The following is a 26,323-nucleotide window of genomic DNA, read 5'->3' as shown; positions in this document are numbered from 1 at the left end:
GAGCCCCTATAGCGTGGCCCGCAGCACTACCAGCAGGAATGCGAGCCCCGCCGTAGCCGACGCCCGCCATTATCCTTCCTGTCGAAATCGGCGTCATTCCGGCCTTGCCGGGTCATGAAAGCCGTGCAGGATGCCGATCGAACCACGCCTCTAGGGAGAGACCAATGCATCGTCGCCAGTTCCTGTCCACTGCCGCCGCCTTGGCCGCCGCCGCTTCCTTCCCGACGATCGGGAAGGCGCGATCCACCTCCCGCCTTCGCCTCGGCGTCATCGGCACAGGCATGCGCGGACAGGTGCTGCTGGAGGAGCTGGTCCGCCGTGACGATGTCGAGGTCGCGGCACTGTGCGACATCGAAAAGTTCATGCTCGACCGGGCGCTGAAAGAGGTCGCGGAGGCGGGGAAGCCGGCGCCCCGGATCTTCACCGGAAGCGACCAGGCTTGGCGCGAGATGCTCGCGAAGGCCAGGCTGGACGGCGTCATCATAGCCACCCCCTGGGAATGGCATGCGCCGATGGCGATCGAGGCGATGAAGGCCAGGGTCGCGGTCGGCTGCGAGGTCGTCGCCGGTATCACGCTCGACGATCACTGGGACGTGCTGCGCGCCCAGCTCGCCACCGGCACGCCCTACATGCTGCTCGAAAATGTCTGCTACCGGCGCGACGTCCTCGCCGTGCTCAACATGGTGCGCCAAAGGCTGTTCGGCGAGATCGTGCATCTGGAGGGCGGCTATCAGCATGACCTTCGCGCCGTGAAGTTCAATTCGGGCGTGCCGGGCAAGGCCTATGGCGGCGGCGCCGAGTTCGGCGAGAAAGGTTGGTCGGAGGCGCGTTGGCGGACGGATCACGGCGTCACCCGCAACGGCGATCTCTATCCCAGCCACGGCATCGGCCCCTGCGCGATGCAGGCGAACATCCATCGCGGCAATCGCTTCACGCGCCTCACCAGCTACGCCAGCAAGGCGCGCGGCCTCCATGATTATGTCGTCGACCAAGCCGGCCCCGATCACCCCAACGCGAAGGTCAGGTTCGCGCTCGGGGACATCGTCCAGACGCAGATCGCCTGCGCCAACGGCGAGACGATCCTCTTGACCCTCGATACGTCGCTGCCGCGCCCCTATTCGTTGGGCTTTCGTGTCCAGGGGACGGAAGGCATCTGGATGGACGTCAATGAGTCCATCTACATAGAGGGCAAGAGTCCGAAGCCGCATGAGTGGGAGCCGGCCCAGCCCTGGCTCGACAGATACGACCATCCGCTCTGGAAGCGGTTTGGCGCCCAGGCCAAGGGTGCCGGCCATGGCGGCATGGACTTCTTCGTGATCCACGCCTTCATCGAGGCGCTGAAGGCCGGCGATCCGATGCCGATCGACATTTACGACGCCGTCGCCTGGAGTGCGATCACACCGCTTTCCGAGCAATCGATCGCGGCCGACAATCGGACGCTCGATTTCCCCGATTTCACGGCCGGCAAATGGAAGGATCGGAAGCCGATCTTCGCTCTCAACGATCGCTATTAGCGAACAGCCTCTCGTCCCACGGCCAGCGGCTGCTCTCCTCGATCCGCACCTTGGCAGCGGCATCGTGTCCCGGGTTCAGTAACCAGTTGGCGCCATGCGGCGCGACGATCGAAGGAACGCGAGCGAGCGGCGTCGCGGCCGCTTCCAGCCAGGCATCGCCCCAGGCTCGCGTCGCGGCCGCGTCGCGCGGATCCTCGCCTTCAGGCCAGAGAGCATGATCGAGGCCGTCGGGGACGCCCACCTTCAGAAGCTGGAAGGACGGGGGCAGAGTCTCGATTTCCAGATGGACGAGCATTTCCAGCATCGCCAGCGCGCTCGAATCGGCGAGATAGACGATCGGCCGCCCCTTGCTGTGCCACCGTCCGCCGACGATCAACCCGCCCGCGCCATCCAGCGTCGCAAATTCGGAGACACGCCAGAGGATCATGTCTTGAGATCAGGCCGCGAAGCCGTGCCGTGCCTGCTCCAGAACCTCCTCGACCAGCCGCGTGCCCGCGTCCGTGGTCAAAAGGTCCAGCGGTTTCTCGCTCTCGAACCGGCGTTTGGGTGCGCCCAGCCACTGCATCGCCGCGACGCGGCTGCCGAAGATGGCGGTCGCCTGCGCCAGCACCGTGACGAACCGTGCGAAGCGGTCGCTCTGGTCGGGAGAGAGGGGCTTGTTCTCCTTGAGCCGCCGGTCGATCGTCCGCCGCGGGCCCACGATCCGCGCCACGTCCGCCAGGGTGATCGCCGGATCGGCGACAAGATCGCGCACCGCCTTGGCGGGCAACCCCGCGCTCACCGCATGCGCGCGCTCCAGCAGCGGCGCCGCTGCAAATTCGTCGAGGGAGAAAGCTGTCGCCATATGGCGTATATAGCATAGCCAAATGGCTGAGGCAATGGTGAGCTCGATCCATTGCATGTGTTTACCATTTGTTCTATTGCTGGCACAAGGCTGCGACATGACCGAACATCGCCTATTTCTTCTCGCTTACCCGCCTGTCGGCGTTGCCGGTGAAATCAGTCGATTCCGCGATGCATCCGGGCTGGTGCGAAGGCCCGTGCCCGACGAGCGGCTGCATACAACCATCGGTATGGCGGGCACGTTCGATAAATCTCCGCGCGTCTTGATCGCCCGAATCCGTGATCGGCTAACGGGCTGTTCGCTGCCGTCCTGTCGCATCGTTCTGGACACGATCATCGGCGGACCGAAATCCGCCCTGCTCAAGCCGAGCGAGCGCTTGCCGGGGTTCGAGGCCCTGCAGGCTGGACTTGCCCGGCGGCTTGCAGCGACGCTTGCCGATCTCGGCATGGACGTGGCGCTGTGGGTCAGGCGCATCAAGCCGCATGTCACCATCGGTTATGACGGCCCGCCGGTGCCCGCCCAGCCGGTCGAGCCCGTCAGCTGGACGATCGACCGGGTTTTTCTCGTGGAGAGCCTCCACGGGCGCGGTAAGCATATCGTCCACGCAACGCACCCGCTGACAACCGATTAGTGCATGCTTTTGCGTCCACCTCGGCTCACATCGAAGACACTGACGCAGGAAGCGTCCACTCGATCGGCGTCATGCCGCGGCTCTCAAGAAAAGCATTGGCCTTGGAGAAATGGCGGCAGCCGAAGAAGCCGTTATTGGCGGAAAGCGGGGAGGGATGGGGCGCCTTCAGCACCAGGTGGCGCCCGCCCTTGTCGATACTGTCGACGAAGGCCGCCTTTCGTTGCGCGTAGCTGCCCCAGAGCATGAAGACCACTGGCTCCTCGCGGTCGTTGATCCGCTGGATGACCGCGTCGGTGAATCGTTCCCAGCCCTTGCCCTGGTGCGACGCGGCGCGGCCCATCTCGACCGTCAGCACGCTGTTGAGGAGCAGTACGCCCTGCCGCGCCCAATGCTCCAGGAAGCCATGACGCGAGGGCGCTATGCCTAGGTCGCTTTCGAGTTCCTTGAAGATGTTGACCAGGCTGGGCGGCGGCCGGACGCCCGGTTGCACGCTGAAGCACAGGCCATGCGCCTGGCCGGCACCGTGATAGGGATCCTGTCCCAGGATCACGACCCGCACCTCATCGAGCGGCGTCAGGTCGAGCGCCCGGAACCACTCGCCGCCCTTGGGGAAGACGCGTTTCCCGCCGGCTTTCTCGGCGACGAGGAAGCTCTTCAGCGACTGCATATACGGGCTCTGGAACTCGCCCGCGAGCGGTGTCCGCCAGCTTTCATGGAGTTTGACGTCGGTCGCCATGATCGGGACGGTGGGACAACATCCAGTCGTCCGTCAACAGCGCGTGGCAATGTCCGCTGGCGCCGCGGGACTTTTACCGACTCCGATGGTTCGGGTAAGGCGGCCCTCTATTGCAAGGAGTTGCCATGACGGTGGATTCGGAGGAGGCGGCGCGCGAAGCGGCGGCGGCGGCCGAGCGGGCCGGCGCCATCGCCCGGGTCGCCTTGATCATTTCCTGCATGGCGATCGCCGTCGCCATCCTGGGGCTCTTCTTGCCGCTGTGACCGTGCGGCCTTCCTACAAGGCGGCCGCGAACAAAGCGGCGGAAGCGAACAGCGGTTCGCGGGCGTCGGCGGGAAGGAGGTCGCTCAGCAACCGGTCGAAGCCGGGCCGGTCGTCGCGGCTGGCAACGCGGATCATGTCGAGCACCAGCGCCTCGTCATGGCTGAGGCGAGGGCAGCAGGGCGGGTTCACGCAGAAGGGTTCGGGCCAGGCGGCGCCGATTTCCTCGAGCATCAGATGGAGGTGCGCGGCGGCGCGGCGCGAATCGAGCTTTTCGCCCATCGCGGCCAGCGGGCAGCGGCCGAGCTTGTTCATCACCACCCATAGCCTCAGCGTCATCGCTACGCGGGCCTCCGCCGCCTCGAGTTCGCGAAGGTCGGGCGTGCGCGCCAGCAGGTCGATGTCGAACGTCATGAATCTCTCCTCAACCCCGATAGTATTGCGAGTAGTTCGCATTAGCAAGAATGAAAGGACACCTCATGGAGAAGGAGAAGGTGCGATGACTGTCCGGGGAAGCTGCCATTGCGGCAAGATCGCCTACACACTCGACGAAGAGGCGCCGACCAGGGCGCTGGAATGCAATTGCTCGATCTGCCGGCGAAAGGGCTATCTGCATCACTTCACGACGCCGGAGAAATTCACGCTCCAGGGCTCGCGCGACGACATCACGGTCTACACGTTCAACAAGCACAATATCCGCCATCAATTCTGCAAGACCTGCGGCTGCGCGCCCTTCGCGGAAGGGAATGGCCCGGACGGTACGCCGATGGTCGAGATCAACCTGGGTTGCGCCGAGGGCATCGATCCCAACGCGCTCGAGATCATTCCCTATGACGGCGCCAGCGCATGAGCGGCGGCGCCATTCGGGTCGGCATCGGGGGATGGACCTACGAGCCGTGGCGGGGTGTCTTCTATCCGGACGACCTGCCCAAGGCGCGCGAGCTTGAATATGCCGCGACCCATGTGACCGCGATCGAGATCAACGCCACTTATTACGGCAGCCAGAAGCCGGCGACCTTCGAGCGCTGGGGAAAGGCAGCGCCGCCCGGCTTCGTCTTCGCGGTCAAGGCGTCGCGCTTCTGCACCAATCGCAAGGTGCTGGCCGAGGCGGGGGAGTCGATCGAGCGCTTCTGCTCCCAGGGCATTACCGAGCTCGGCGACAAGCTGGGGCCGATCCTGTGGCAGTTCGCCGGCACCAAGAAGTTCGATCCCGACGATTTCGCGGCGTTCCTCAAGTTACTTCCCGCGAAGCAGGACGGGGTGCCCCTACGTCATGCACTGGAGGTACGGCACGAGAGCTTCCGCGATCCGGGCTTTGTCACGCTCGCCCGTGAAGCACGTGCGGCTCTCGTCTTCGCCGACTCCGAGACCTATCCGGAGATCGCCGATGTGACGGCGGATTTCGTCTATGCCCGCCTCCAGCAAGCGAGGGAGGACGAACCGACCGGCTATGATCCCGGCGAGTTGGACCGCTGGACCGAACTTGCCAAGGCTTGGGCGGCGGGCGAGGCGCCGGCGGGGCTCGCTTATGCCGACGCCGGGTCGCCACCGAAGAAGGCCCGGGACGTGTTCATGTTCATGATCAACGGCGCCAAGGTTCGCGCCCCGGCCGCCGCCCAGGCGGTGATTGATCGTCTCAAATAGGGAGCAAAGGCGGGCAGGGTGCGTTCGTTACGGCTCTCGCTCATGTTTTTGGAGAGTTTCCATGCGTCATTCGACATTCGCCACGTCGCTCGCCGCAGCCCTGCTCCTTGGCGCCTGCTCATCGGAGCAAGCGGCGGACAATGAAGCCGGCGGTAATGAGATGGAGGTGGCGGGAGATGAGAGCCTCGTCTTCAATGCATCGGATGACGAATTGGCCGACATTCCGCCGCCGCCGCCGCTCCCGGACGAAGAGGGCAGCGACAACACCTTGGATGACGAAGGCGACAATGGCTCGGATGATGAAGTGGCGACAGCCATCCCCGTTCGCTTCCACGGCGAATGGAATCAGGATTTGTCCGCCTGCGGCACCGGTTCAAGCGAAACGCGGCTGAGGATCAGCGCGGACAGGCTGCGCTTCTATGAAAGTGCCGGCAAAGTGCGCGAGATCGATATTGTGAGCGACCGGGTGATCGAGGTGACTGCCGCCTATAGCGGCGAAGGCCAGACTTGGAGCAATGAGCGCCGGCTCAGCCTGTCTCCGGACGGGGACACGCTGACCGTGACCGGCGAAGGGGCAACGATGACTCGTTCGCGCTGTCCCTGAGGTTTCGCGAGGGGCGAAAGGTCGCTATAGGCGCGGCCATGATGGATGAAAGCATGGACGCGGTTCTCGAGAAGACAGCAACCGCCCCCGCCGACGACGACAGCTGGTCGGTCGCCGGCCGGACCTTCCGGTCGCGGCTGATCGTCGGCACCGGCAAGTATAGGAGCTTCGAGCAGAATGCCGCCGCCGTCGAGGCATCGGGCGCGGAGATCGTCACGGTGGCGGTGCGGCGGGTGAACATCGCCGACCCGAAGCAGCCGATGCTGACCGACTTCATCGATCCGAAGAAGATCACCTATCTCCCCAACACCGCCGGCTGCTTCACCGCGGAGGAGGCGATCCGCACCCTTCGGCTTGCGCGCGAAGCCGGCGGATGGAGCCTGGTGAAGCTCGAAGTGCTGGGCGAGGCGAAGACGCTCTATCCGGACATGATCGAGACGTTGCGGGCCACCGAAGTGCTCGCCAACGAAGGCTTTCAGCCGATGGTCTATTGCGCGGACGATCCCATCGCCGCGAAGAAGCTGGAGGATGCGGGGGCGGTCGCGATCATGCCCCTGGGCGCGCCGATCGGCTCCGGCCTCGGTCTTCAGAACCAGGTGATGATCCGCATCATGGTAGAAAATGCCCAGGTGCCCGTGCTGGTCGACGCGGGCGTCGGCACGGCGTCGGACGCGACGGTCGCGATGGAGCTCGGCTGCGACGGCGTCCTCATGAACACCGCCATCGCCGAGGCGAAGGATCCGATCCTGATGGCGCGCGCGATGAAGGCCGCGGTGGAAGCCGGTCGCCTCGCCTATCGCGCTGGCCGCATGGGCAAGCGCCGCTACGCCGACCCGTCGAGCCCCTTGGCCGGCCTCATTTAGGAGCTGACTCCTTCCACCCGGTCCAGCCCGGCCCTCGTACGAAGCGGCCCGGAGTGGCGCCGGTGTGCTCGCCTTCGCTGATCACCGGCGTCCCGTTCACCAGGACGTGCTCGACGCCCACCGCATATTGATGCGGCTTGTCGTAGGTCGCCTTGTCGACGATGGTGGCGGGATCGAACACCACGACATCGGCAAGATAGCCCTCCGCCAGCCGCCCACGCCCATGCAGCTTCAGCTGCTCGGCGGGCAAGCCTGTGAGGCGGTGAATGGCCTCTTCGAGCGGAATTACCGTCTCCTCCCGCACATACTTTCCAAGGAAGCGGGCGAAGGTGCCATAGGCGCGGGGATGGGGGTTGCTTTCCAGGAAGACGCCCTCGGCCGAAACACTGCCCGCGTCGGAGCCGACCATCGTCCAGGGCCAGGCGATGTTGCGGCGGATATTCTCTTCGGTCATCAGAAAATAAATGGCGTCGACCCGGCTGTCGTCCTCGATGACGAGGTCGATGATCGTGTCCTCTGGGCTGGTGCCGCGCATCCTGGCGACCTCCGCCAGCGTCTTGCCGGTAAGCGGCTTCAGCTTGTCGTTCTTGAAGCCGGTCAGCAGGACATTTTCGGGTCCGCCGGCGTGATGCAGAAGGTTCTCCCAGCCGACGGCGGGCGCGCGCATTTCTGCGATCACCCGCGCCCGGATTTCAGGGTCCTTGAGTCGCGCCACCCAGGCGTCATGTCCGCCTTCCTGCACCCATAAGGGCATGGTCGCGTAGAGGCCGGTCGAGCCCGCCGTATAGGGATAGATGTTGGCGGTGACGTCGATGCCGTTTTCCCGCGCGTCCGACAGCTTCTTCAGCATGGGGATGGACTTGTCCCAATTGTCCTTCCCCGCCGGCTTCATATGATAGATCTGGACGGGCGCGCCCGTGCGGCGGCCGATCTCGAGGATTTCGTCGATGGCCTGCTCGTAGCGCTCGGCCTCACTCCTGAGGTGCGAGATGTAGGTGCCGCCAAACTCATGCGCTGCGGCGGTCAGCGCGACCAGCTCGTCGGTATCGGCGAAATTGGCGGGCGCGTAGATGAGCGAGGAGCCGACGCCGAGCGCGCCCTCGCGCATCGCCTGCCGCACCAGTTCCTGCATGCGCTCGGTCTGCTCGGGCGTCGCTTTCTTGTTGTCGCGGCCGACCTCGTGGACGCGCAAGGTCGTCGCGCCGACGAAGGAGGCGACGTTGGTGGAGACTCCCTTCTTCTCCAGGAAATCAAGATATTCGCCGAGCGTGGTCCAGCTGACATCGAATTTGATGTCGCCCTGGTCCTCCTCCATCTCCGCCTTCATCTCTTGTGTGAGCGGGCCCATCGACCAGCCTTCGCCGAACACCTCCAGGGTCACGCCCTGACGGATATCGCTTTGCGAACGGCCGTCCTCGATCAGCGACTGGGTCGCCCAGCTCAGCATGTTGATGAAGCCGGGCGCGACGGCGAGCCCCTCCGCCTCGATTTCCCGCTCGGCGGTGGCGCCGTCCAGATCACCGATCGCGGCGATCCGGTCCGCCTCGATCGCCACGTCGGCGGGGTAGGGAGCGCCGCCCTGGCCGTCATAGACCATGCCGTCGCGGATGATGATATCATAGTCCTGGGCGGCGGCCGGTGCGCACAGAGCCAGCAGGACGCCGGCCAATGCAGCCTGAAATCTACGGAACATCGCACTCCCCTTTTTTCTGAATGGGAAGCTTAGCGGCCCGTTCCGGGAGTGCAATCAATCGCGGTAGGAGATTTCGATCTTGCGGGCCGTTTCGGAGGTCCGACCTGACGCCAGCGCCACGGCCATCCGTCGGTAAGGTCTGGTCACGGGCTTGCCGAAGACGCGCACATCCACCTCTTCCCCCTTTCCGCCGAGGGCAAGTGCCTCGGCGAGACCGCCGATCTCGAACCTTTCCGAAGCGCGACCGGCGAGGATGACGGCCGAGGCGCCGGCTGGATGGCGGAGTGTGATCTCCGGGATCGGAAGGCCGAGCACGGTGCGCGCGTGAAGGTCGAACTCGGACAGGTTCTGTGAAATCAGTGTCACCATGCCCGTGTCGTGCGGCCGGGGGGAGAGTTCGGAAAAGATGACGTCCTCTCCGGCGACGAAGAACTCGACGCCGAAGATGCCGTAGCCGCCGAGATCGTCGACCACCTTGCGCGCCATATCCTGGGCGTCGGCCAGCGCCTTGGCGGACATGCCCGTCGGCTGCCAGCTTTCCATATAGTCGCCGCGCTCCTGCCGGTGGCCGATGGGCGGGCAGAAGAGGACGCCCTCTCGCGTGCGGACGGTGAGCAGGGTAATTTCATAGTCGAAGTCGACAAACTCCTCGACGATCACCCGCGCCCGATCGCCTCGCATGTTGGCGACGGCGTAATCCCAGGCGGCTTCCAGCTCCGCGGCGGTGCGGACCGTGCTCTGGCCCTTGCCGGAAGATGACATGACCGGCTTGATGACGCAGGGGAGGCCGGTGTGGGCGGCGCCCGCCTCCACCTCCTCCAGGCTCTCGGCGAAACGGAATTTCGAGGTTCGGAGGCCCAGCGTCTCGGCGGCGAGCTCCCTTATATTGTCCCGGTTCATCGTCATCATAGTCGCCCGCGCCGAGGGAACCACGGTGGTGCCGGCCGCCTCGATCTCCTGCAGAACTTCGGTGCGGATCGCCTCGATCTCCGGCACGACGAAATCGGGCTTGTGTCGCTTCACCGCCGCGCGGAGCTTGTCGCCGTCGAGCATGGAGAAGACTTCCGCCTCGTCCGCCATCTGCATGGCCGGGGCGCCTGCGTAGCTGTCGCAGGCGACGACGTGGCAGCCGAGGCGCTTGGCGGAGATGGTGAATTCCTTGCCGAGCTCACCCGAGCCGAGCAGCAGGATCCTGGCCGTATGATTCATGTCCGGCGCCTATCGCGGGCGCGCCGCTGGCTCAAGCGTTCGCGTGGAGCGGGAAGAAGTGGCTCAACTCCTCCAGCGTCGCGTCGACGCTCCGGTGATGGATGAAGATACCGCCCGCTTCTTCCCAAAGATGGCGGTGCGTCAGCGTATCGTCGACGAGCACGTCGCCGGGCACGCAGTGGGTGCGCTTGTTGACGGCCATACAGGTAATGATGCGGGTTCCGGGGAAATGCTCGGCCGCCCAGCGCACCTTCTGCTCCGCCGCCCAACTGCCGCGCGGCAGGCCCGTCAGGATGACCGGGTCGAGATGCTTGACCGCGCCGAACAGCTCCATGGCGCCCGGCATCAGGGGAAGGGTGCCGTAAAAATCGGGCGCATTCGCCAGCTTCGCCCACATCCGGCCGATATTGTATCGCTGCTCGAACGCCTTCGGCCTCATGCCGAGTATCGCTTCGGCGCCGCGGTCGAAATCGGCGAGCACGCCGTCGCAATCGAGATAAAGCTGCCGCCTCACGGCCAGCGCCTCGGGATGAGCTTGATCGGCATGGGTAGATCGATCGGGATCCAGCCAAGCCGCGCGATCACGTCGTTGCTTTCCTTCGCTCGCCGGCCCTTCGCTTTCTCCAGCGACCAGGTGACATGATAGGTGCTGCCGTCCGGCCGGTCGGTCGTGCCGTCGATGCTGACGATCAGCGCCTCGACGCCTTCGCCGTCGTTGATGCGGCCCACGATGTCGCCCAGCGTTTCGCTGGGGAGTTCCGCATCCGGACTGGCCGTCGCTGCCAGGGTCACATGATCCGCCACGACATCCACGAACTTGGGCGGAAATTGCTGAAGCAGCTCCGCGCGCTGGTCGCGATCCAGCGCCCAGCCGATGACGCTGGGTCCCTCGCCTGCCTTGGTGGCGGCTTCTTTCGCCGACAAATCCATGGCGGCCCAACCGTTTCGGGGCGGACACGTTCCTGCGCGGGAAAGAAGGGCGCGACGGGACGTTACAGACGCGAGGAGAACGGCCATGGACCGGCGAGATAAGCAGGCTCCGCGCGACAAGGATCGTGCCGCGCACGACAAGGGGATTGCCCGCGAAGGCGAAGAGAACCGGCGCAAGATGGACAGGATTCCGGCGCCGGGCACCGACCCGTTGCACGAAGGGCCCTAGGCGAGGAAGCGGGCGACCGCCTCTCGCTCGGCGGCGCTCATATGCAGCCCGATCTTCGTCCGCCGCCAGAGAATGTCCTCGTCCGTCCGCGCGAACTCGTATGTTGTCAGATAGCGGACTTCCGCCTCGTATAACCCGGCGCCGAAATGCCGGCCGAGGTCTTTGAGCGAGGTCGCGTCGCCCATCACGTCCTTGAGGCGGGTTCCGTAGGAGCGGGCGAGGCGGCCGAGCAGGGGCTGGGGCATCCACGTCGACAGCTCGCGCAGATAGTCGTTGTAGGCCGGATAGATGTCGCCGCCGGGCAGCGCGGCCCAGCCAGTCGATTTCCGTCCCTTGATGCCGAGCCGGTCGAGCGCCTCCGACGCGAGCGCCCGCGCCGTGGTGATCTTCCCGCCGAATACGGACAGGAGCTTGGCGCCCGGATCGTCGTCCAGCTCCAGCCGATAGTCGCGCGTCACGGCCTTGGGGTCGATTTCGCCGTCGTCGTAGAGTGAGCGGATGCCGGAATAGCTCCACACCACATCCGCCGGAGCGATGGGTTTGTTAAAGTAGCGATTGGCGGCGGCGCAAAGATAGTCGGTCTCCGTTTCCGTGATAGTCGCGTCTTCCGGCGAGGAGACGGGCACTTCGGTCGTCCCGATCAGGGTGAACCGCCCTTCATAGGGAATGGCGAAGACGACGCGGCCGTCCGGTTGCTGCAGGATGTAGGCCTGTTCCCCCTCCCATATGGCCGGGACCAGGATATGGCTGCCCTTGATCAGCCGTGCTCGGCTTTCGCTGCTTTCGCTGAGCCGCCCGCCCAACACTTCGGCCACCCACGGGCCGGCGGCGTTGACGATGATCTTGGCTAAAACCGTCCGCCCTCCCGACAGGGTGGCGCGCCAGACATCACCCTCGCGCTCCGCCGACACCAATTCCGTCCGGGTCGCGATCTCGGCGGCCCGTTCAGCCGCGTCCACCGCGTTGAGGACGACGAGGCGGGCATCGTCCACCACGGCATCGGCATAAAGGGCGATGCGGCGCCCTGCCTCCGGCTTCAGCGGCGCGCGATAGTCGCTTCGGCCGGGCCTCGGCAAGCTGCTGCCCCACGCGAGCAGGCGATAGAGGAGGAGACCCGCCCGAACCATCCACCAGGGCCGCATGCCCCTTGCATGGGGGAGGACGAAGGACAGCGGCCGGACGATGTGCGGCGCTGTCTGGAGCAGGATTTCCCGCTCCTTCAGCGCCTCGCGGACCAGCCGGAACTCATAATATTCGAGATAGCGCAGCCCGCCGTGAATCAGCTTGGAGGAGGCCGAACTGGTATGCTGGGCGAGATCGTCCTTTTCGACCAGGAGCACCTTCAACTCGCGGATCGCGGCGTCGCGGGCGATGGCGGTGCCGTTGATGCCGCCGCCTATGATGAGGAGATCGAAGCTTTCCATCGCCGCTACCTACGTCATTCCAGCGGATTCGTAGAAGAGCGTCAGCTCAACGCTGGAATCCAGAGCGCCTTCGTGCCACCAACTCGGCATGGACCCTGGCCTCCGCCGGGGTGACGGAAGGGCAGTGGACCAATTGCTTCTAGTCATCGATGCGGGGACGACCAGCACTCGTGCGATGCTGTTCGCTGCGGACGGCGCCTGTTTTGGCAGCGAGCAGCGCGATTTGACTCAGCATTACCCGGCCCCCGGACTCGTCGAGCATGATGCCGAGGAAATCTGGGCACGTAGCCTTGAGTGCGCCGAGGCGATGGTCGCCAAAGCCGGCGGCGCGGATCGGATCGCGGCGGTCGGGATCACCAACCAGCGCGAGACGATCGTCTTCTGGAGCCGGAGAACGGGGAGGGCGCTCGCCCCGGCCATTGTCTGGCAGGACCGCCGCACGGCCGAGCTTTGCCGTTCATTGAAGGAAGCGGGGCACGAGGAGGCGCTGCGGCAATGCACCGGCCTTCTCCTCGACCCCTATTTCAGTGCCAGCAAGATTGCCTGGGCGATGGCGAACTGGCCGGAGTTGAGGGACGCGGGCGACGATCTTCGGGTCGGCACCGTCGAAAGCTGGCTTATCCATCGCCTCACTGGCGGCCTCCACATCACCGATGCCACCAACGCTTCGCGCACGGCGCTGATGGATATCGTCACCGGCCGGTGGGATGATGCGCTTCTCGGCCTGTTCGACGTTCCTCGCACCGCTCTTCCCGAAATCGTCGATTGTGCGGGCCGTTTCGGCGAGACGAGCCTGTTCGGCGCGCCCATTCCGATCTGCGGCATGGCCGGCGACCAGCAGTCCGCCGCCATCGGCCAGGCCTGTATCGCGCCCGGCGACACCAAGGCGACCTACGGCACCGGCGCCTTCGTCCTTACCCATACAGGGGCGGAGCGGCCGGTCTCGCATCACCGCCTGCTCTCCACCATCGCCTGGCAGCTGGGCGGCGCCCGTGCTTATGCGCTGGAAGGCTCGGTCTTTGTCGCCGGCAGCCTGATCCAGTGGCTTCGCGACGACCTGAAGCTGCTGGGCTTCGCGGCGGAGAGCGAGGCGCTCGCCCGTTCCGTCTCCGACAATGGCGGCGCCTATATCGTGCCCGCCCTGTCCGGTCTCGGTGCGCCTTACTGGGAGCCGTCGGCCCGCGGCGCCATCTCCGGCCTCAGCTTCGCCACCGGCCGCGCCCATATCGTCCGCGCAGCGTTGGAGGCCATGGCGCACCAGACGCACGACCTGATGACCGCCTTCGCCTCCGACGGCGCCGCATGGGAATGCCTGAAGGTCGACGGCGGCATGGTGGCCAACGACTGGCTGGCACAGGATCTGGCGGACATGTTGAACCTGGCGGTTGAGCGTCCCGCCTTCGTCGAAACGACCGCCCTGGGCGCCGCGATGCTGGCCGGCGTTGGCTGCGGGATGTTCTCTTCGCTTGAAGAGGCTGTCCCCATGCGCGGCAATGTGGTGTTGTTCGAGCCCCGCATGGCCGAGGCCGAGCGCAAGCGACGGCTTCACGGCTGGAGAAGGGCCCTGGACGCTATACTGGCGAGTTGAACATCAGTCTTTCAACTGAACGCCCGGCGGGGGAGGAGGTACGGAGCCTTCGCCCTGCCAACTGTCGTCGATCATCTTGATGATGCCGGAAAAATCCTTGCCCGATCCGCCGAGCTTCTCGGCGAAGCGGGTGTAGAGCTCCTCGGCATGGCTTCCCATCGGCGTGTAGCTGTCGACGCTCCGCGCGGCTTCCATCGCAAGCCGCAGATCCTTCAGCATCAGCGCCGCCGCGAAGCCGCCTTCATAGTCCCGGTCGGCGGGCGTTTCCGGGCCGACGTCGGGAACGGGGCAGTAGCTCGTCATTGACCAGCACTGGCCGGATGCCTGGCTGGCGATATCGAAGAAGGTCTGCGGATCGAGCCCCAGCTTCTGGGCGAGCACGAACGTTTCGCAGGTCGCGATCATCGAGGCGCCGAGCAGCATGTTGTTGCAGATCTTGGCCGCCTGGCCCGCGCCCGGCCCGCCTGCGTGGATGACGGCCTTGCCCATCACGTCCAGAAATAGCTCTGCCCGCTTGAAGGCCTCCTCGGTGCCGCCCGCCATGAAGGTGAGGGTGCCAGCCTCCGCCGCAGCGATGCCGCCCGAGACCGGGGCGTCCACCATCTTGTAGCCCTTGGCCTGGGCGTCGGCGATCACCTCGCGGGCCGTGGCGACGTCGATCGTCGAGCAGTCCATCAGAATGGCGGTCGCCGGCGCCTTGCCGAGGATGTGGTTTTCGTAGACGTCCCGGACGTGCTTGCCGGCCGGGAGCATGGTCACGACCGCCTCGGCTTTCTCTACGGCGGCGGCGGTGGAGCCGACGGGAAGGCACCCGGCCTTCTTCGCCCGCTCCAGCGCCTCGGCGGAAAGGTCGAAGGCACGCACGTCATGCCCCGCCTTCGCGAGGTTCGCGGCCATGCCGCTGCCCATGTTGCCGAGACCGATAAATGCTACCCGTGCCATCTTACTTGCCCTTCCAATCGGCCTTACGCTTGTCGACGAAAGCGGCCATGCCTTCTTTCTGGTCTTCGGTTCCGAAGAGACCGTGGAACAGGCGGCGCTCATAGGCGATGCCCTGCGCCAGCGGCATTTCGAAGGCGGCGTTGATCTGCTCCTTGGTCGCCATCGCGGCGAGCGGCGCCATCGACGCGATCGTCCCGGCGGTTTTCATCGTCTCATCGAGAAGCTGGTCTGCTGGCACAACGCGCGCCACGAGGCCCGAGCGCTCGGCCTCTTCCGCGCCCATCATGCGGCCGGTAAGGCACATCTCCATCGCCTTCGCCTTGCCGACGGCGCGGGTGAAGCGCTGCGAGCCTCCCATGCCGGGCGTAACGCCGAGCTTGATCTCCGGCTGGCCGAACTGGGCGGTGTCCGCGGCGATGATGCAGTCGGCCATCATCGCGACCTCGCAGCCGCCGCCGAGCGCGTAGCCCGCCACCGCCGCGATCCACGGCTTGCGCGTCGCCGTCACCTTCTCCCAGCCGGCGAAGAAGTTGGACGCATACATGCTGGCGAAGCCTTGGTCCGACATCTCCTTGATGTCCGCCCCCGCCGCGAAGGCCTTCTCGCTCCCCGTCAGCACGGCGCAGCGCTGGGTATCGTCGGCATCAAAGGCGGCGAAGGCGTCGATCAGCTCCTTCAGCACCACCGCGTTGAGCGCGTTGAGCGCCTTCGGGCGGTTGAGCGTGATCAGCGTCACCGCGCCGCGCTGCTCGACGAGGATGTTCTCGTAATTCACTGCTGGCCTCCGTCGACGGATAAGGGTGTCCATTCGTCCCCTTCGGGCATGGGCGCGAAGATGGTGTCGATCATGTGATCGGTGACGCCTTCCGGCGTCGCGGGATTCCATTTGGGTGCATTGTCCTTGTCGATCAGCACCGCGCGCACGCCCTCGAGAAAGTCCGGCCGCTGCACGACCTTGGCGGCGACCGCATATTCCTGCCGCATCTCGTCGGCGAAATCCTGCATCTTCGTGCCTTCCGCCAGGAGACGGAGGGACACTTTGCACGCCTGCGGGCTCTTCGAGCGCAGCGTGGCAAGCTCCGCGTCGGCCCAATCGGAATCGCCCTTCTGGAGAGCCGCAAAAATTTCTTCCAGCCGATCGGAGCCGAATATCTTGTTGATGTGGATCATGCTGTCCGCGATCCGGGGTTCAGGCGCCGTCACGCTCGCCTGGCCGAGGGCCCCTTCGATCCGGTCGGAGTGCTCGATGATCCGGGCCTTCGCCTCTTCGATCGCGCCGTGCGGGATATAATGGGTGGCAAGGCCGAGATAGCGACACTCGGCGCCATCCATCCGCGCGCCGGTGAGCGCCAGGAACTGGCCCGTGCGTCCCGGCAGCCGCGACAGATACCAGCCGCCGCCCACGTCCGGGAACAGCCCGATCGCCGTCTCGGGCATGGCGAAGCGGGTATTTTCGGTCGCGATGCGGTATTTTGCCGGCTGCGAGATGCCGACGCCTCCGCCCATGGTGATGCCGTCCATGAAGGCGACGACCGGCTTGGCATAGGTGAAGAGCAGGTGGTTGAGCCGATATTCCTCATGGAAGAAGGCGCGCGCCTCCGCGCCGTCGACCGCGCCGCTCTCGGCGAGCATGCGCACGTCGCCGCCGGCGCAGAAGCCGCGTCCCTCGGCGTGGTCGATCATCACCGCCTGGATGCCGCCGTCACCGCGCCATTCGACAAGGGCGGCGATCATCGCCGTGCACATATCCTTGGTCAGCGCATGTATAGCCTTCGGCCGATTGAGCCTGATCCGCCCGACCTGGCCTTCGACTTTCGTGATCACATCGCTCATGGGCAATTCCGTTCTCCGGCGAAAGCCGAGGTCCAGTTTCGGCCGCTGATTAGCGCCCTGGCTTCCGCCGGCGACCGCGTGAATGGCCGCATCATTGCCTCAGCATATCCCGCGAAATGATGACGCGCATGATCTGGTTGGTTCCTTCCAGGATCGAATGGACGCGAAGGTCGCGCCAGAAGCGTTCGATCGGATAATCCTGCAAATAGCCGTAGCCGCCGTGCAGCTGAAGCGCACGGTCGACGACCGAGCTGCCGGAGTCGGTCGCGAGCCGCTTGGCCATGGCGGCGAAGCGAGTCTTGTCGGGCGCGTTCTCGGTCACCTTCACGGCCGCCGCATAGAGCAGCATCCGCGCCGCCTGAAGCTCGGTTTCCATGTCCGCGAGGGTGAACTGCGTCGCCTGGAAATCGGCGATCGGCGTGCCGAACTGCTTGCGCTCCTTGGTATAGGCCACCGCCTCGTCGAGGCAGCGCTGGGCGCCGCCCAGGGAGCAAGCGCCGATGTTTAGCCGGCCGCCGTCGAGACCCATCATGGCGATGCGGAATCCCTCGCCCTCGCCGCCGACCAGGTTCTCAGCCGGCACGCGCACCTCGTCGAAATTGACCTGCGCCGTGGGCTGCGAATGCCAGCCGAGCTTCTTCTCCTGCGCGCCGAAGCTCACGCCGGGCATGTCCTTCTCGATGACGAGGCAGGAGATGCCCTTCGGCCCTTCTTCGCCGGTGCGGCACATGGTGACGTAGATCTCATTCTCGCCGCCCCCCGAGATGAAGGCCTTGGAGCCGGAGACGACATAATGGTCGCCGTCCCTGACCGCCTTGGTCTTGAGCGCCGCCGCGTCGGAGCCGGAGGAGGGCTCGGTGAGGCAGTAGGAGCCCATCCGCTCCATCGTCACCATCGAAGGGAGATATTTCTCCTTCACGCCCGCCGAGCCGAAGCGGTCGATCATCCAGGCGGCCATGTTGTGGATCGAGATGAAGGCCGATGTGGAGGGGCAGCCATAAGCCATCGCCTCCATGATCAGCGCCGCCTCCAGCCGCCCGAGCCCGATGCCCCCGCTCTCCTCGGACACATAGATGGATCCGAACCCCAGCTCCGCCGCCTGCCGGATCGTATCGCGCGGAAAGATATGCTTCTCGTCCCACTCCGCCGCGTGGGGCGTAATGGCATCTGCGGTAAACTGCCGCGCCAACTCCTGAATCTGGCGCTGCTCGTCGGTGAGGTCGAATTGGGTAGTCATTGCACCCCCATAACGTCATGCTGAACTTGATTCAGCATCCATGAACACGGCCATCTGCCGCGAGAAGCAACTGAAGAGCTGGCGCCGAGCTTGGAAGATAGCGCTGATCGAGCAATACAATCCGTTCTAGGAGGGATCGGGCGATTGAGCTTGGGTTCGATCCTCTTCCGCCGCATCCAGCATTTCTCAAACCGTCATCCCGGACTTGATCCGGGATCCATGAACACGGATTGCGACAATCCGGTACCCCCGTGTTCATAGGTCCTGACTTTCGTCAGGATGACGTAGCGAGCTCACCTGCTCCGCGTCCTACCCCATGGTCGGGATGACGAAGGCGTTTTCACCCGTCGCCGATCCATCGGGCCAGCGCTGGGTGATGGTCTTGGTCTTGGTCCAGAACCTCACGCCTTCCATGCCGTGCTGGTTGATGTCGCCGAAGGCCGAGCGCTTCCAGCCCCCGAAGCTGTGGTAGGCGACCGGCACCGGGATCGGCACGTTGATGCCGACCATGCCGACATTGACGCGGTGGGCGAACTCGCGGGCGGCGTGGCCGTTGCGGGTGAAGATGGCGACGCCGTTGCCGTACTGGTGCTCGCTGGGAAGGCGGACCGCCTCTTCGAAATTCTCGGCGCGGACGATCTGGAGGACGGGGCCGAAAATCTCCTCCTGGTAGGTCTGCATCGTCGGCTTCACGTGGTCGAACAGGGTTGGGCCGACGAAGAAGCCGTTCTCATGCCCCTGGAGCGTGAAGCCGCGGCCGTCGACGACCAGTTCGGCGCCTTCATCGACACCCATCTGGATGTAATTCTCGATCCGCTGCTTGTGCGCCGCGTTGACCACCGGCCCGTAATGGGCGTCCGGATCGGTCGAGACCCCGACGCGCAGCTTGGCGATGGCGGGGAGCAGCGCCTCGCGCAGCTCGTTGGCCGTCTTGTCACCGACCGGCACGACGACCGGCAGCGCCATGCAGCGCTCGCCGGCCGAGCCGAAGGCGGCGCCGGAGAGGTCGTTCACAACCTGGTCGAGATCGGCGTCGGGCATGACGATGCCGTGATTCTTGGCGCCGCCCATGGCCTGCACGCGCTTCCCGTTGGCGACGCCCCGCTTATAGACATAATGGGCGATGTCGGACGAGCCGACGAAGCTCACGGCCTTGATGTCGTCATGGTCGAGGATGGCGTCGACCATTTCCTTGTCGCCGTGGACGACCTGAAGGATGCCCTCGGGCAGCCCGGCCTCCAGCATGATCTCGGCGAGGCGGACCGGCACCGAGGGGTCGCGCTCGGACGGCTTCAGGATGAAGGCGTTGCCGACTGCGATGGCGACGCCGAACATCCACATCGGGATCATCGCCGGGAAGTTGAACGGCGTGATGCCCGCGACCACGCCCAAGGGCTGGCGCATCGAATAGACGTCGATGCCGGGGCCCGCGCCTTGAGTGTATTCGCCCTTGAGGGCATGCGGGATGCCGCAGGCGAATTCGATGACGTCTAGGCCACGCTGCACGTCGCCGCGCGCGTCGGCGATCACCTTGCCGTGCTCGGAGGCGAGGAGGAGGGCGAGCTCCTCGATATTCTTCTCGACCAGCTCCTTATATTTGAACATGACGCGGGCGCGCCGCTGCGGGTTGGTCGCCGCCCAGCCATGCTGCGCCTCCACCGCGATCTTCACGGCCTTGTCGAGGTCGGCGGCGGTGCCGAAGCCCACCTTCGCCTGCACGGAGCCGCTATTGGGGTCGAATATCTCGCCCTGGCGCTCGCCGGTGGCATGAGCGCCGCCGCCAATGAAATGATCGATGTTGCGCATGGAACTCGTCCTTGAAGTCGGGAATGCGGTGATGTGTGGATGCCCCTAGCCAATGCGCGGCCGAAATGCCAGTTGCCACTTGCCGTCATCCCGGCGCAGGCCGGGATTTCAGGACAAGAAGTCACGGCGGTCTCCATGAGATCCCGGCCTTCGGGGTCCCCGCAAAGTACTATTTTGTGGGGTGCCCCTTCGCCGGGATGACGAAAGGAAGAATATGAAGCTCGGATCTCTGAAGCTCGGCCGCGATGGCCGCTTGGTGGTCGTCAGCCACGACCTTGCCTGGTGCGCGGATGCGCGCCATATCGCGCCCACCTTGCAGGCCGCGCTCGACAATTGGGCCGAGGCCGCGCCGCGACTGGAGCTTCTGGCGACCGACCTTGCCCACGACGCCATTCCCAAGGAGCGTTTCCACGAGCGTGACGCCGACGCGCCGCTGCCGCGCGCCTATCAATGGGCGGACGGCTCGGCCTATGTGAACCATGTGAAGCTGGTCCGACAGGCGCGCGGGGCGGAGCTACCTGAGAGCTTCTGGACCGATCCGCTGATGTACCAAGGCGCCTCTGACGAGATGCTGGCGCCGCGCGACCCCATTCCGCTGGCCGACGAAAGCTGGGGCTGCGACCTCGAAGCCGAGGTGATCGTGGTCACCGATGACGTGCCGCGCGGCATTTCCCGCGAGGAGGCGCTTGAGCACATCAAGCTGATCGGCCTCGTCAACGATGTGAGCCTTCGCGGCCTCATCCCCGCCGAACTCGCCAAGGGCTTCGGGTTCCTCCAGTCCAAACCCGCCTCGGCGCTGTCGCCGGTGCTCGTCACCCCCGACGAATTGGGCGAGCGCTGGAAGGATGGCAAGCTGCACGGTCCGCTGATGGTGGACCTCAATGGAGAGCCGTTCGGTCGTGCGGATGCCGGCGAGGACATGACGTTCGATTTCGGCACCCTCGTTGCGCATCTCGCCAAGACCCGCAATTTGGGAGCGGGATCGATCGTCGGCTCCGGCACAGTCTCCAATCGCGATACCGATGGCGGCCCCGGCAAGCCCATCGCACGCGGCGGCCGCGGCTATTCCTGCCTCGCCGAGGTTCGCACCGTCGAGACTATCCTCGATGGCAAGGCCGCCACGCCCTTCCTCAAGGCCGGCGACAGCATCCGCATCTGGATGGAGGACGAGCACGGCCACGCCATCTTCGGCACCATCGAGCAGACGGTGGTAAACGGCTAGCCGTTACCCCGAGGGATGACGGGCTAGGCCCGTCACTCCGCGACGTAGCGCCAGGGATCGTTTGGGCTGTCGCGGCGCCAGATGGTGAAGAAGGGCATGGAAGCCGGCTTGCCGGCCTCCGGCTCCTTCTGGTGGATGGTGCCGATAGTGACGCCGAGATCGCCGCTGGAGGCCACGAGCGTCTTCTCCGCCGACCAATAGAGGGGGCTGGTCGTCTCGGCCGGAAAGCTTGCCGTGATCGCGTCGAGGCCTACAGCGAAGGCGGCGCCCTCATAGATGTTCATGGCGTCGGACCGGCCATATTTACGGAAAGCGGCCTTGAGGCCGATCGTTTGCGCTTCGTCGGAAAATGCCTGCTCCGTTTCGGCCAGGCTGCGTGCGTGCGCCGCGATGACGGTCGGATCGGCGACGGGGGCGGTCAGGCTCGCGGGGAGCGAGGGCGGCAGCAGATCGTAGGCGACTTCGCCGGCCGGGCGGGGCATCTGCTTGAAGACGGCGACGCGCCATCCTTCCGGGCGCTTGATCCAATAAGACAGATATTTCTGCGCCGTGACCCGAGGATCGCCACCTTCGAGCGTCAGATAGCCGAAGGTGAAGCCGTGCGTTCCATCCGCGGAGACGCCCCCGCGAATGGGCGTCCAGCCGATCTTGTCCCCTCTTGCCAAGAGACTGGAACGAAGGACCGCGGTCACGGCGTCCCGGCCCTCGACAATGCCTTTGCCCGGCACCGGCGTGACCGCGTCGGCGTCGAGCATAGTGGCAAGGCCGGACGCGGGGTCGGTGGCGGCCGCCGCGGATGAAAAGGAGCGATCGACGTTAAGCAAATCGTCCACCACCGTCTGCGGTGTGGCGGGCGTCGTGAACAACGCGGCCGCGAACAACATTGGATTCAAGAACATGATCCTGGCGACTCCTGATTTGGACCTAGGACGCTGGCCTTGGGGTTGCCCTGGCGCCCGACCCCTTCGACCAATCCACTGCCTTGCTCGACCAGCCTCGCATCATGCTGGCTCGGACGTGGGGCCGCTCAGTCGGCCATCCGCGTGTCCGTGGCGATCCAGTTCACTTCCCAGGCTTCTCCGCCGTCATCCGAGAATGCCTGTTCGAAACGGGCCGAAGTCGGGGTGATGTCCGAGATCACGAACCGGACCAGGATCGACCGGCCATCGAGGGTTTCCCGCGCGAAGAATTCGCCCCGGCCATCCCGGAACCCGCCGATCGTGGGTGGGGTCATGGTCCCGCCCGCGCTGCTGGCGAAATTGAGGCTCCACTGGCGAGTCTTCGGGTTGTACAGCCGCAGCGACAGACCCTCGATGCGGCCGGCGGGGCCCTGAACGTCAAGCTCCACCAGGTTGGCACGGCCGTCCCAGACTTTCCGGACGTGGGACGTTCCCTGATATTCGACCCATTCGTCGGAGCCCGTCAAAGGGCGCAGCCGCCGTTTGAGCTCGGTCTTCCAGGTGCCGATCTCCCAATCGAAGTCGTGCTGCCCGTCCCGTTCCGCGCGTGGTTCGGCCGTCGGCTCCACGGGACTGGGCTGGGCGCTTGCTGGCATGGATTGCAACGCCAGGCCCAGGCCGAGCAGCAGCATGAACGTTCCGTCGATTTGAAGCTTCGCCATGGTTTTGCCCCCGCGATTCAGATGGAATCATTATCGGCTATTCGGAACCGGGACGACATTGCCCGATGCTTCGACGAAGTGCCATGTGGGTTCGACCGGCGTCGGAGGACGCTCGCCTTGCCAAGCGGGTCCGCGCCGGTCCATGAATAGTGTCGATGACAAAATTCGCGCTCCTGCTCGCCGCCGCGATGCTTCCCGTCGCGGCCACCGCCGCCACCCCCCAACAGATTGCCGACGACGTCTCGCGGCAACAGCTTCGCGCCAATGTCGAGAAGCTGGTGAGCTTCGGCACGCGCCATACGCTTTCGTCGCAGACGGACCCGAAGCGCGGCATCGGCGCGGCCCTCGACTGGGCGGAGGAGGAGTTCGAGCGCTACTCGCAAGCGTGCGGAGGATGCCTCACCATCGCGACGCCGTCCGACACGGTGACTGGCCGCCGCGTGCCCAACCCGACCAAGGTCACCGACGTTCTCGCCATTCAGCGCGGCACGATCGAGCCGAACCGTGTGATCATCATCTCCGGCCATATCGACAGCCGCGTCACCGATGTGATGGATTCCACTTCGGATGCCCCCGGCGCCAATGACGACGGTTCCGGCACCGCGGCCGTCATCGAAGCCGCCCGCGTCCTTTCGAAATACAAATTCCCGGCGACCATCGTCTACGCGGCGCTGATGGGCGAGGAGCAGGGGCTGCTCGGCGGCAAGATCCTCGCCGATTATGCCAAGGCGCAGGGCTGGCAGGTCGAGGCGGTGCTCAACAACGACATCATCGGCAACAGCTGCGGCTCCGACGGCTATTGCGACGACGACCATGTCCGCGTCCTCTCGGAAGGCGTGCGCGGCGACTGGACTAAGGAGCTGATCGCCGCGCAGCGCAGCCGGGGCGGCTTCAACGATTCGCCGTCGCGCAACATCTCGCGCTTCGTCGAGGAACTGGCCGACGAGCTCGCCCTCGGGCTCGACGTCAGGCAGATATGGCGCACCGACCGCTTCGGGCGGGGCGGCGACCATATTGCGTTTCAGGAACTGGGTTATCCAGCGGTGCGGTTCACCGTCGCGGTCGAGGATTATGAACACCAACACCAGGATTTGAGGACCGACAATGGCATCAAATATGGCGACACGGTCGACGAGATGGATTTCTCCTATCTCACCAAGGTGACGAAGCTGAACGTCGCCGCCCTCGCCGCCCTCTCGCGCGCGCCGATGCCGCCGGAGCCGACGGCGGAAGGCGCTGTTTCGATCGACACCACCATCAGCTGGAAATCGGTGCCGAACGCGGCCGCCTATATCATCCGCTGGCGTCCGACCGATACCGCCGATTGGGAGCACAGCCTGCGTCTCCCAGGCACAGCCACCAATCATGCGCTGGAGGGCGTTCGCGTCGACGATTGGGTGTTCGGCGTCTCGTCGGTTTCGGCGGACGGCTATGAGAGCCCGGTTGCATCCGCCGTGCCGGGTGGCGCGTTCAAGCCCTGGACACCGCCGCCGGCAGAATGACCTTGTCGCCGGCGTAACGAACGTCGAGATGGGGTAGATGGCCAAGAAGAACACGCCGGGACTCCCGACCCGCCAGCAGATTCTCGATTTCATCGAGAGCTCCGACCAGCCGGCGGGGAAGCGCGAAATCGCGCGCGCGTTCGGCCTCAGGGGCCATGACAAGATCGCGCTCAAGCAATTGCTGCGCGACATGGGCGACGAGGGACTGATCGACAGCGCTCCCGGTCGCGCGTTTCACAGGATGGGCGGGGTGCCGAAGGTGACGGTGCTGCGCGTCACCGATGTCGACGATAGCGGGCAGGTCTGGGCGGTGCCGGAGCGGTGGGAAGCCGATGCGCCGGAGCCGCGGCTTCGAGTGCAGGAGCGGGGGCGGAAAGGGGCGCTCGGCCCCGGCGATCGCATCTTGGCCCGCACGGAGGAAAAGGGCACCGGCCATATCGCCCATCCGATGAAGAAGCTGCTGAAGGGCAGCGAACTGGTGCTGGGCGTCGTCCACAAGGAGGGGGAGGGATACTGGCTCCGCCCCGTCGACAAAAAGGAGCGGCGCGAGCTACCCATTTCCGACAAGGCCAAGGCGGAGGTCGGCGATCTGGTTCTCGCGGAGAAGACCGGCCGCCCGCCGCGCATCACGGGCCGCGTCACCGACATCCTCGGCGACCCCTTCGCGCCGCGCAGTTTCAGCCTCATCGCCATCCACAAGCACGGCATTCCGCATGAATTTCCGGAAGGCGTGCTGGAGGAAGCCGAGCGCGTCGCGAAACAGTCGCTCGGCGATCGTGAAGACCTCACTCACATCCCCATCGTCGCCATCGACCCCGCCGACGCGCGCGACCATGACGACGCGGTCTGGGCCGCGCCGGACGATGACCCCGCCAATTCCGGCGGCTGGAAGGCAATCGTCGCCATCGCCGATGTCAGCTTCTACGTCCGCCCCGGCTCCGCCCTCGACAAGGAGGCGCGAAAGCGCGGCAACAGCGTTTATTTCCCTGACCGCGTCGTGCCGATGCTGCCGGAGACGCTGTCGGCCCATGTCTGCTCGCTGAAGCAGGGCGAGGACCGCGCCGCGCTCGCCTGTCATCTCCAGATCGCGAAGGACGGCCAGATCAAGAACTGGCGCTTCACCCGCGCCAAGATCCGCATAGCCGCCAATATCGCCTACGAAGATGCGCAAACGGCGATCGATCTGGTTGAGCAGGAAACCCAACATGGGGATCTTGATGAAATAATCGAAGTCTCCTCCTCACCCTGCTCCTTTTCCGAAGCCGATATGAACCAGCCCGAGGCGTCGGTGCCGCACGAACTGGTCGAATCGACCCTAAGGCCGCTCTGGGCTTGCTGGCGCGCCCTTTATGCCGCGCGTGAGAAGCGGGCGCCGCTCGATCTCGACCTGCCGGAGCGGCGCGTCATGCTCGACGAGAAGGGCCGCATCCTCTCGGTCGCGCCGCGCGAGCGGCTCGATGCGCACAAGCTGATCGAGGATTACATGATCGCCGCCAACGTCGCGGCGGCGAAAGCGCTGGAGATGAAGAAGGCGCCGGTCATGTACCGCGATCACGAACCGCCGAGCCGCGAAAAGCTGGTCGCGCTCAAGGATTATCTCAAGACCTTCGAGGTCGAGTTCGCGCTCGGCCAGGTGGTCCGGCCCGCCACTTTCAACCGCATCATCGAGCGGGTCGGGGAGGCGGATTTCAAGCCGCAGATCATGGAGCAGATCCTCCGCACCCAGACGCAGGCCTATTACAGCCCCGAAAATCACGGCCATTTCGGCTTGGCGCTCGGCAGCTACGCGCATTTCACCAGCCCCATCCGCCGCTACGCCGACCTCGTCGTCCATCGCTCGCTGGTCCGCAGCTACAGGCTGGGCGACGGCGCCCTCACCGACCACGAGGCGGAGGCGATGGAAGTGACCGGAGAGCTTATCTCCACGCTGGAACGCCGCGCCATGGAAGCGGAGCGGTACACGATCGACCGCTATGTCGCCGCCTATCTG

At 65.3% G+C, this 26,323-nt stretch carries 28 protein-coding genes; 12 read left to right on the top strand and 16 right to left on the bottom strand.

What is annotated here, in order from left to right:
* Positions 1-164: 164 nt before the first annotated feature.
* A complete protein-coding gene (locus VIR62_RS14205) occupies positions 165-1,514 on the top strand; it encodes a Gfo/Idh/MocA family protein (protein WP_431872313.1) in 1,350 nt (449 codons plus the stop codon).
* On the opposite strand, the gene VIR62_RS14200 is transcribed toward VIR62_RS14205, so the two are convergent.
* Both VIR62_RS14200 and parS read right to left on the bottom strand, forming a co-directional pair.
* Positions 1,498-1,941, bottom strand: coding sequence for an RES family NAD+ phosphorylase (locus tag VIR62_RS14200; protein ID WP_431872311.1), 444 nt, complete (start codon positions 1,939-1,941; stop codon positions 1,498-1,500). The genes VIR62_RS14205 and VIR62_RS14200 overlap by 17 nt on opposite strands.
* Before the next feature lie 9 nt (positions 1,942-1,950).
* Complete coding sequence (gene parS / locus VIR62_RS14195) at positions 1,951-2,358, bottom strand: type II RES/Xre toxin-antitoxin system antitoxin (protein ID WP_431872309.1); 408 nt, start codon at positions 2,356-2,358, stop codon at positions 1,951-1,953.
* A gap of 22 nt (positions 2,359-2,380) precedes the next feature.
* On the opposite strand from parS, the gene VIR62_RS14190 reads away from it, so the two are divergent.
* Positions 2,381-2,989, top strand: a complete 609-nt coding sequence (locus VIR62_RS14190) for a 2'-5' RNA ligase family protein (protein WP_431872307.1) — start codon at positions 2,381-2,383, stop codon at positions 2,987-2,989.
* Positions 2,990-3,014: 25 nt separating this feature from the next.
* Here the strand turns inward: VIR62_RS14190 and ung are convergent, their stop codons facing one another.
* Entirely contained in the window at positions 3,015-3,725 is a 711-nt protein-coding gene (ung, locus tag VIR62_RS14185; RefSeq protein WP_431872305.1) for a uracil-DNA glycosylase, read from the bottom strand.
* 125 nt (positions 3,726-3,850) lie between these two features.
* Here ung and VIR62_RS14180 point away from each other — a divergent pair, with 125 nt between their 5' ends.
* Positions 3,851-3,988, top strand: coding sequence for a hypothetical protein (locus VIR62_RS14180; RefSeq protein ID WP_431872303.1), 138 nt, complete (start codon positions 3,851-3,853; stop codon positions 3,986-3,988).
* Between the two features lie 13 nt (positions 3,989-4,001).
* Here VIR62_RS14180 and VIR62_RS14175 read toward each other — a convergent pair whose 3' ends face one another.
* Entirely contained in the window at positions 4,002-4,400 is a 399-nt protein-coding gene (locus VIR62_RS14175; protein ID WP_431872301.1) for an addiction module antidote protein, read from the bottom strand.
* Positions 4,401-4,485: 85 nt separating this feature from the next.
* Between VIR62_RS14175 and VIR62_RS14170 the strand changes: the two genes are divergently transcribed.
* The 4 genes from VIR62_RS14170 (at position 4,486) to VIR62_RS14155 (ending at position 7,097) form a co-directional block, all read left to right on the top strand.
* Complete coding sequence (locus VIR62_RS14170; protein WP_431872299.1) at positions 4,486-4,836, top strand: GFA family protein; 351 nt, start codon at positions 4,486-4,488, stop codon at positions 4,834-4,836.
* Positions 4,833-5,630, top strand: a complete 798-nt coding sequence (locus VIR62_RS14165; protein ID WP_431872298.1) for a DUF72 domain-containing protein — start codon at positions 4,833-4,835, stop codon at positions 5,628-5,630. Before VIR62_RS14170 ends, VIR62_RS14165 begins: the two co-directional genes overlap by 4 nt.
* A gap of 61 nt (positions 5,631-5,691) precedes the next feature.
* Positions 5,692-6,234: a hypothetical protein gene (locus tag VIR62_RS14160; RefSeq protein WP_431872296.1), complete on the top strand. Its 543-nt coding sequence runs from the start codon at positions 5,692-5,694 to the stop codon at positions 6,232-6,234.
* A 53-nt stretch (positions 6,235-6,287) separates the two neighbouring features.
* Positions 6,288-7,097 (top strand): sulfur carrier protein ThiS, encoded by an 810-nt coding sequence (locus VIR62_RS14155; RefSeq protein WP_431872294.1) that lies wholly within the window; start codon positions 6,288-6,290, stop codon positions 7,095-7,097.
* Here VIR62_RS14155 and VIR62_RS14150 read toward each other — a convergent pair.
* The 4 genes from VIR62_RS14150 to VIR62_RS14135 are packed head-to-tail and all read right to left on the bottom strand — an operon-like array spanning position 7,090 to position 10,929.
* On the bottom strand, positions 7,090-8,790 hold the full coding sequence (locus tag VIR62_RS14150) for an N-acyl-D-amino-acid deacylase family protein (protein WP_431872292.1): 1,701 nt from the start codon (positions 8,788-8,790) through the stop codon (positions 7,090-7,092). The genes VIR62_RS14155 and VIR62_RS14150 overlap by 8 nt on opposite strands.
* Positions 8,791-8,844: 54 nt before the next feature.
* A complete protein-coding gene (purT, locus tag VIR62_RS14145; protein ID WP_431872290.1) occupies positions 8,845-9,999 on the bottom strand; it encodes a formate-dependent phosphoribosylglycinamide formyltransferase in 1,155 nt (384 codons plus the stop codon).
* 31 nt (positions 10,000-10,030) lie between these two features.
* On the bottom strand, positions 10,031-10,513 hold the full coding sequence (locus VIR62_RS14140; RefSeq protein WP_431872288.1) for a 5' nucleotidase, NT5C type: 483 nt from the start codon (positions 10,511-10,513) through the stop codon (positions 10,031-10,033).
* Entirely contained in the window at positions 10,510-10,929 is a 420-nt protein-coding gene (locus tag VIR62_RS14135; protein WP_431872286.1) for a hypothetical protein, read from the bottom strand. The genes VIR62_RS14140 and VIR62_RS14135 overlap by 4 nt, the downstream gene beginning before the upstream one ends.
* Positions 10,930-11,014: 85 nt before the next feature.
* Between VIR62_RS14135 and VIR62_RS14130 the strand changes: the two genes are divergently transcribed.
* Complete coding sequence (locus VIR62_RS14130; RefSeq protein WP_431872284.1) at positions 11,015-11,158, top strand: hypothetical protein; 144 nt, start codon at positions 11,015-11,017, stop codon at positions 11,156-11,158.
* Here the strand turns inward: VIR62_RS14130 and glpD are convergent.
* Positions 11,155-12,582, bottom strand: a complete 1,428-nt coding sequence (gene glpD / locus VIR62_RS14125; RefSeq protein WP_431872282.1) for a glycerol-3-phosphate dehydrogenase — start codon at positions 12,580-12,582, stop codon at positions 11,155-11,157. The two genes, VIR62_RS14130 and glpD, sit on opposite strands and share 4 nt — an antisense overlap.
* Positions 12,583-12,706: 124 nt before the next feature.
* Between glpD and glpK the strand changes: the two genes are divergently transcribed.
* Complete coding sequence (glpK, locus tag VIR62_RS14120; RefSeq protein ID WP_431872280.1) at positions 12,707-14,170, top strand: glycerol kinase GlpK; 1,464 nt, start codon at positions 12,707-12,709, stop codon at positions 14,168-14,170.
* Between the two features lie 3 nt (positions 14,171-14,173).
* On the opposite strand, the gene mmsB is transcribed toward glpK, so the two are convergent.
* The 5 genes from mmsB to VIR62_RS14095 all read right to left on the bottom strand — a co-directional run bounded on the left by mmsB (position 14,174) and on the right by VIR62_RS14095 (position 19,988).
* Positions 14,174-15,214 carry a 3-hydroxyisobutyrate dehydrogenase gene (gene mmsB / locus VIR62_RS14115; RefSeq protein ID WP_431872278.1) on the bottom strand — a complete coding sequence of 347 codons (1,041 nt, stop codon included), beginning with the start codon at positions 15,212-15,214 and terminating at the stop codon, positions 14,174-14,176.
* Positions 15,114-15,887 carry an enoyl-CoA hydratase gene (locus VIR62_RS14110; protein WP_431872276.1) on the bottom strand — a complete coding sequence of 258 codons (774 nt, stop codon included), beginning with the start codon at positions 15,885-15,887 and terminating at the stop codon, positions 15,114-15,116. The genes mmsB and VIR62_RS14110 overlap by 101 nt, the downstream gene beginning before the upstream one ends.
* Positions 15,884-16,945, bottom strand: a complete 1,062-nt coding sequence (locus VIR62_RS14105; RefSeq protein WP_431872274.1) for an enoyl-CoA hydratase/isomerase family protein — start codon at positions 16,943-16,945, stop codon at positions 15,884-15,886. The genes VIR62_RS14110 and VIR62_RS14105 overlap by 4 nt, the downstream gene beginning before the upstream one ends.
* 91 nt (positions 16,946-17,036) lie before the next feature.
* Positions 17,037-18,182, bottom strand: a complete 1,146-nt coding sequence (locus tag VIR62_RS14100; protein WP_431872272.1) for an acyl-CoA dehydrogenase family protein — start codon at positions 18,180-18,182, stop codon at positions 17,037-17,039.
* A 309-nt stretch (positions 18,183-18,491) separates the two neighbouring features.
* Positions 18,492-19,988, bottom strand: coding sequence for a CoA-acylating methylmalonate-semialdehyde dehydrogenase (locus VIR62_RS14095; RefSeq protein ID WP_431872271.1), 1,497 nt, complete (start codon positions 19,986-19,988; stop codon positions 18,492-18,494).
* 214 nt (positions 19,989-20,202) lie between these two features.
* Here VIR62_RS14095 and VIR62_RS14090 point away from each other — a divergent pair, with 214 nt between their 5' ends.
* The gene (locus VIR62_RS14090; protein WP_431872269.1) at positions 20,203-21,210 is read left to right on the top strand and encodes a fumarylacetoacetate hydrolase family protein; all 1,008 of its coding nucleotides are present in this window, start codon (positions 20,203-20,205) and stop codon (positions 21,208-21,210) included.
* Positions 21,211-21,242: 32 nt separating this feature from the next.
* Here the strand turns inward: VIR62_RS14090 and VIR62_RS14085 are convergent, their stop codons facing one another.
* Entirely contained in the window at positions 21,243-22,109 is an 867-nt protein-coding gene (locus VIR62_RS14085; RefSeq protein WP_431872267.1) for a hypothetical protein, read from the bottom strand.
* A gap of 128 nt (positions 22,110-22,237) precedes the next feature.
* The gene (locus VIR62_RS14080) at positions 22,238-22,801 is read right to left on the bottom strand and encodes a hypothetical protein (protein ID WP_431872265.1); all 564 of its coding nucleotides are present in this window, start codon (positions 22,799-22,801) and stop codon (positions 22,238-22,240) included.
* Between the two features lie 185 nt (positions 22,802-22,986).
* Between VIR62_RS14080 and VIR62_RS14075 the strand changes: the two genes are divergently transcribed.
* The gene (locus VIR62_RS14075) at positions 22,987-24,333 is read left to right on the top strand and encodes a M28 family peptidase (RefSeq protein WP_431872263.1); all 1,347 of its coding nucleotides are present in this window, start codon (positions 22,987-22,989) and stop codon (positions 24,331-24,333) included.
* Positions 24,334-24,370: 37 nt separating this feature from the next.
* On the top strand, positions 24,371-26,323 hold a 1,953-nt coding region (locus VIR62_RS14070; RefSeq protein WP_431872261.1), incomplete at its 3' end, for a ribonuclease R family protein.

It is taken from the genome of Allosphingosinicella sp. (assembly GCF_036570505.1).
GTDB lineage: Bacteria > Pseudomonadota > Alphaproteobacteria > Sphingomonadales > Sphingomonadaceae > Allosphingosinicella.
Note: the sequence above shows the minus strand (reverse complement) of the source record. Positions and strands in the feature narration are given on the sequence as shown.

What these genes read in the sequence shown, in the direction of transcription:
- VIR62_RS14205 (WP_431872313.1), top strand. Translation starts at nt 165, where the DNA reads ATGCATCGTCGCCAGTTCCTGTCCACTGCCGCCGCCTTGGCCGCCGCC.
- VIR62_RS14200 (WP_431872311.1), bottom strand. Translation starts at nt 1,941, where the DNA reads ATGATCCTCTGGCGTGTCTCCGAATTTGCGACGCTGGATGGCGCGGGC.
- parS (WP_431872309.1), bottom strand. Translation starts at nt 2,358, where the DNA reads ATGGCGACAGCTTTCTCCCTCGACGAATTTGCAGCGGCGCCGCTGCTG.
- VIR62_RS14190 (WP_431872307.1), top strand. Translation starts at nt 2,381, where the DNA reads ATGGCTGAGGCAATGGTGAGCTCGATCCATTGCATGTGTTTACCATTT.
- ung (WP_431872305.1), bottom strand. Translation starts at nt 3,725, where the DNA reads ATGGCGACCGACGTCAAACTCCATGAAAGCTGGCGGACACCGCTCGCG.
- VIR62_RS14180 (WP_431872303.1), top strand. Translation starts at nt 3,851, where the DNA reads ATGACGGTGGATTCGGAGGAGGCGGCGCGCGAAGCGGCGGCGGCGGCC.
- VIR62_RS14175 (WP_431872301.1), bottom strand. Translation starts at nt 4,400, where the DNA reads ATGACGTTCGACATCGACCTGCTGGCGCGCACGCCCGACCTTCGCGAA.
- VIR62_RS14170 (WP_431872299.1), top strand. Translation starts at nt 4,486, where the DNA reads ATGACTGTCCGGGGAAGCTGCCATTGCGGCAAGATCGCCTACACACTC.
- VIR62_RS14165 (WP_431872298.1), top strand. Translation starts at nt 4,833, where the DNA reads ATGAGCGGCGGCGCCATTCGGGTCGGCATCGGGGGATGGACCTACGAG.
- VIR62_RS14160 (WP_431872296.1), top strand. Translation starts at nt 5,692, where the DNA reads ATGCGTCATTCGACATTCGCCACGTCGCTCGCCGCAGCCCTGCTCCTT.
- VIR62_RS14155 (WP_431872294.1), top strand. Translation starts at nt 6,288, where the DNA reads ATGGACGCGGTTCTCGAGAAGACAGCAACCGCCCCCGCCGACGACGAC.
- VIR62_RS14150 (WP_431872292.1), bottom strand. Translation starts at nt 8,790, where the DNA reads ATGTTCCGTAGATTTCAGGCTGCATTGGCCGGCGTCCTGCTGGCTCTG.
- purT (WP_431872290.1), bottom strand. Translation starts at nt 9,999, where the DNA reads ATGAATCATACGGCCAGGATCCTGCTGCTCGGCTCGGGTGAGCTCGGC.
- VIR62_RS14135 (WP_431872286.1), bottom strand. Translation starts at nt 10,929, where the DNA reads ATGGATTTGTCGGCGAAAGAAGCCGCCACCAAGGCAGGCGAGGGACCC.
- VIR62_RS14130 (WP_431872284.1), top strand. Translation starts at nt 11,015, where the DNA reads ATGGACCGGCGAGATAAGCAGGCTCCGCGCGACAAGGATCGTGCCGCG.
- glpD (WP_431872282.1), bottom strand. Translation starts at nt 12,582, where the DNA reads ATGGAAAGCTTCGATCTCCTCATCATAGGCGGCGGCATCAACGGCACC.
- mmsB (WP_431872278.1), bottom strand. Translation starts at nt 15,214, where the DNA reads ATGAGCGCCGCCTGTTCCACGGTCTCTTCGGAACCGAAGACCAGAAAG.
- VIR62_RS14105 (WP_431872274.1), bottom strand. Translation starts at nt 16,945, where the DNA reads ATGAGCGATGTGATCACGAAAGTCGAAGGCCAGGTCGGGCGGATCAGG.
- VIR62_RS14100 (WP_431872272.1), bottom strand. Translation starts at nt 18,182, where the DNA reads ATGACTACCCAATTCGACCTCACCGACGAGCAGCGCCAGATTCAGGAG.
- VIR62_RS14095 (WP_431872271.1), bottom strand. Translation starts at nt 19,988, where the DNA reads ATGCGCAACATCGATCATTTCATTGGCGGCGGCGCTCATGCCACCGGC.
- VIR62_RS14090 (WP_431872269.1), top strand. Translation starts at nt 20,203, where the DNA reads ATGAAGCTCGGATCTCTGAAGCTCGGCCGCGATGGCCGCTTGGTGGTC.
- VIR62_RS14085 (WP_431872267.1), bottom strand. Translation starts at nt 22,109, where the DNA reads ATGTTCTTGAATCCAATGTTGTTCGCGGCCGCGTTGTTCACGACGCCC.
- VIR62_RS14080 (WP_431872265.1), bottom strand. Translation starts at nt 22,801, where the DNA reads ATGCTGCTGCTCGGCCTGGGCCTGGCGTTGCAATCCATGCCAGCAAGC.
- VIR62_RS14075 (WP_431872263.1), top strand. Translation starts at nt 22,987, where the DNA reads ATGACAAAATTCGCGCTCCTGCTCGCCGCCGCGATGCTTCCCGTCGCG.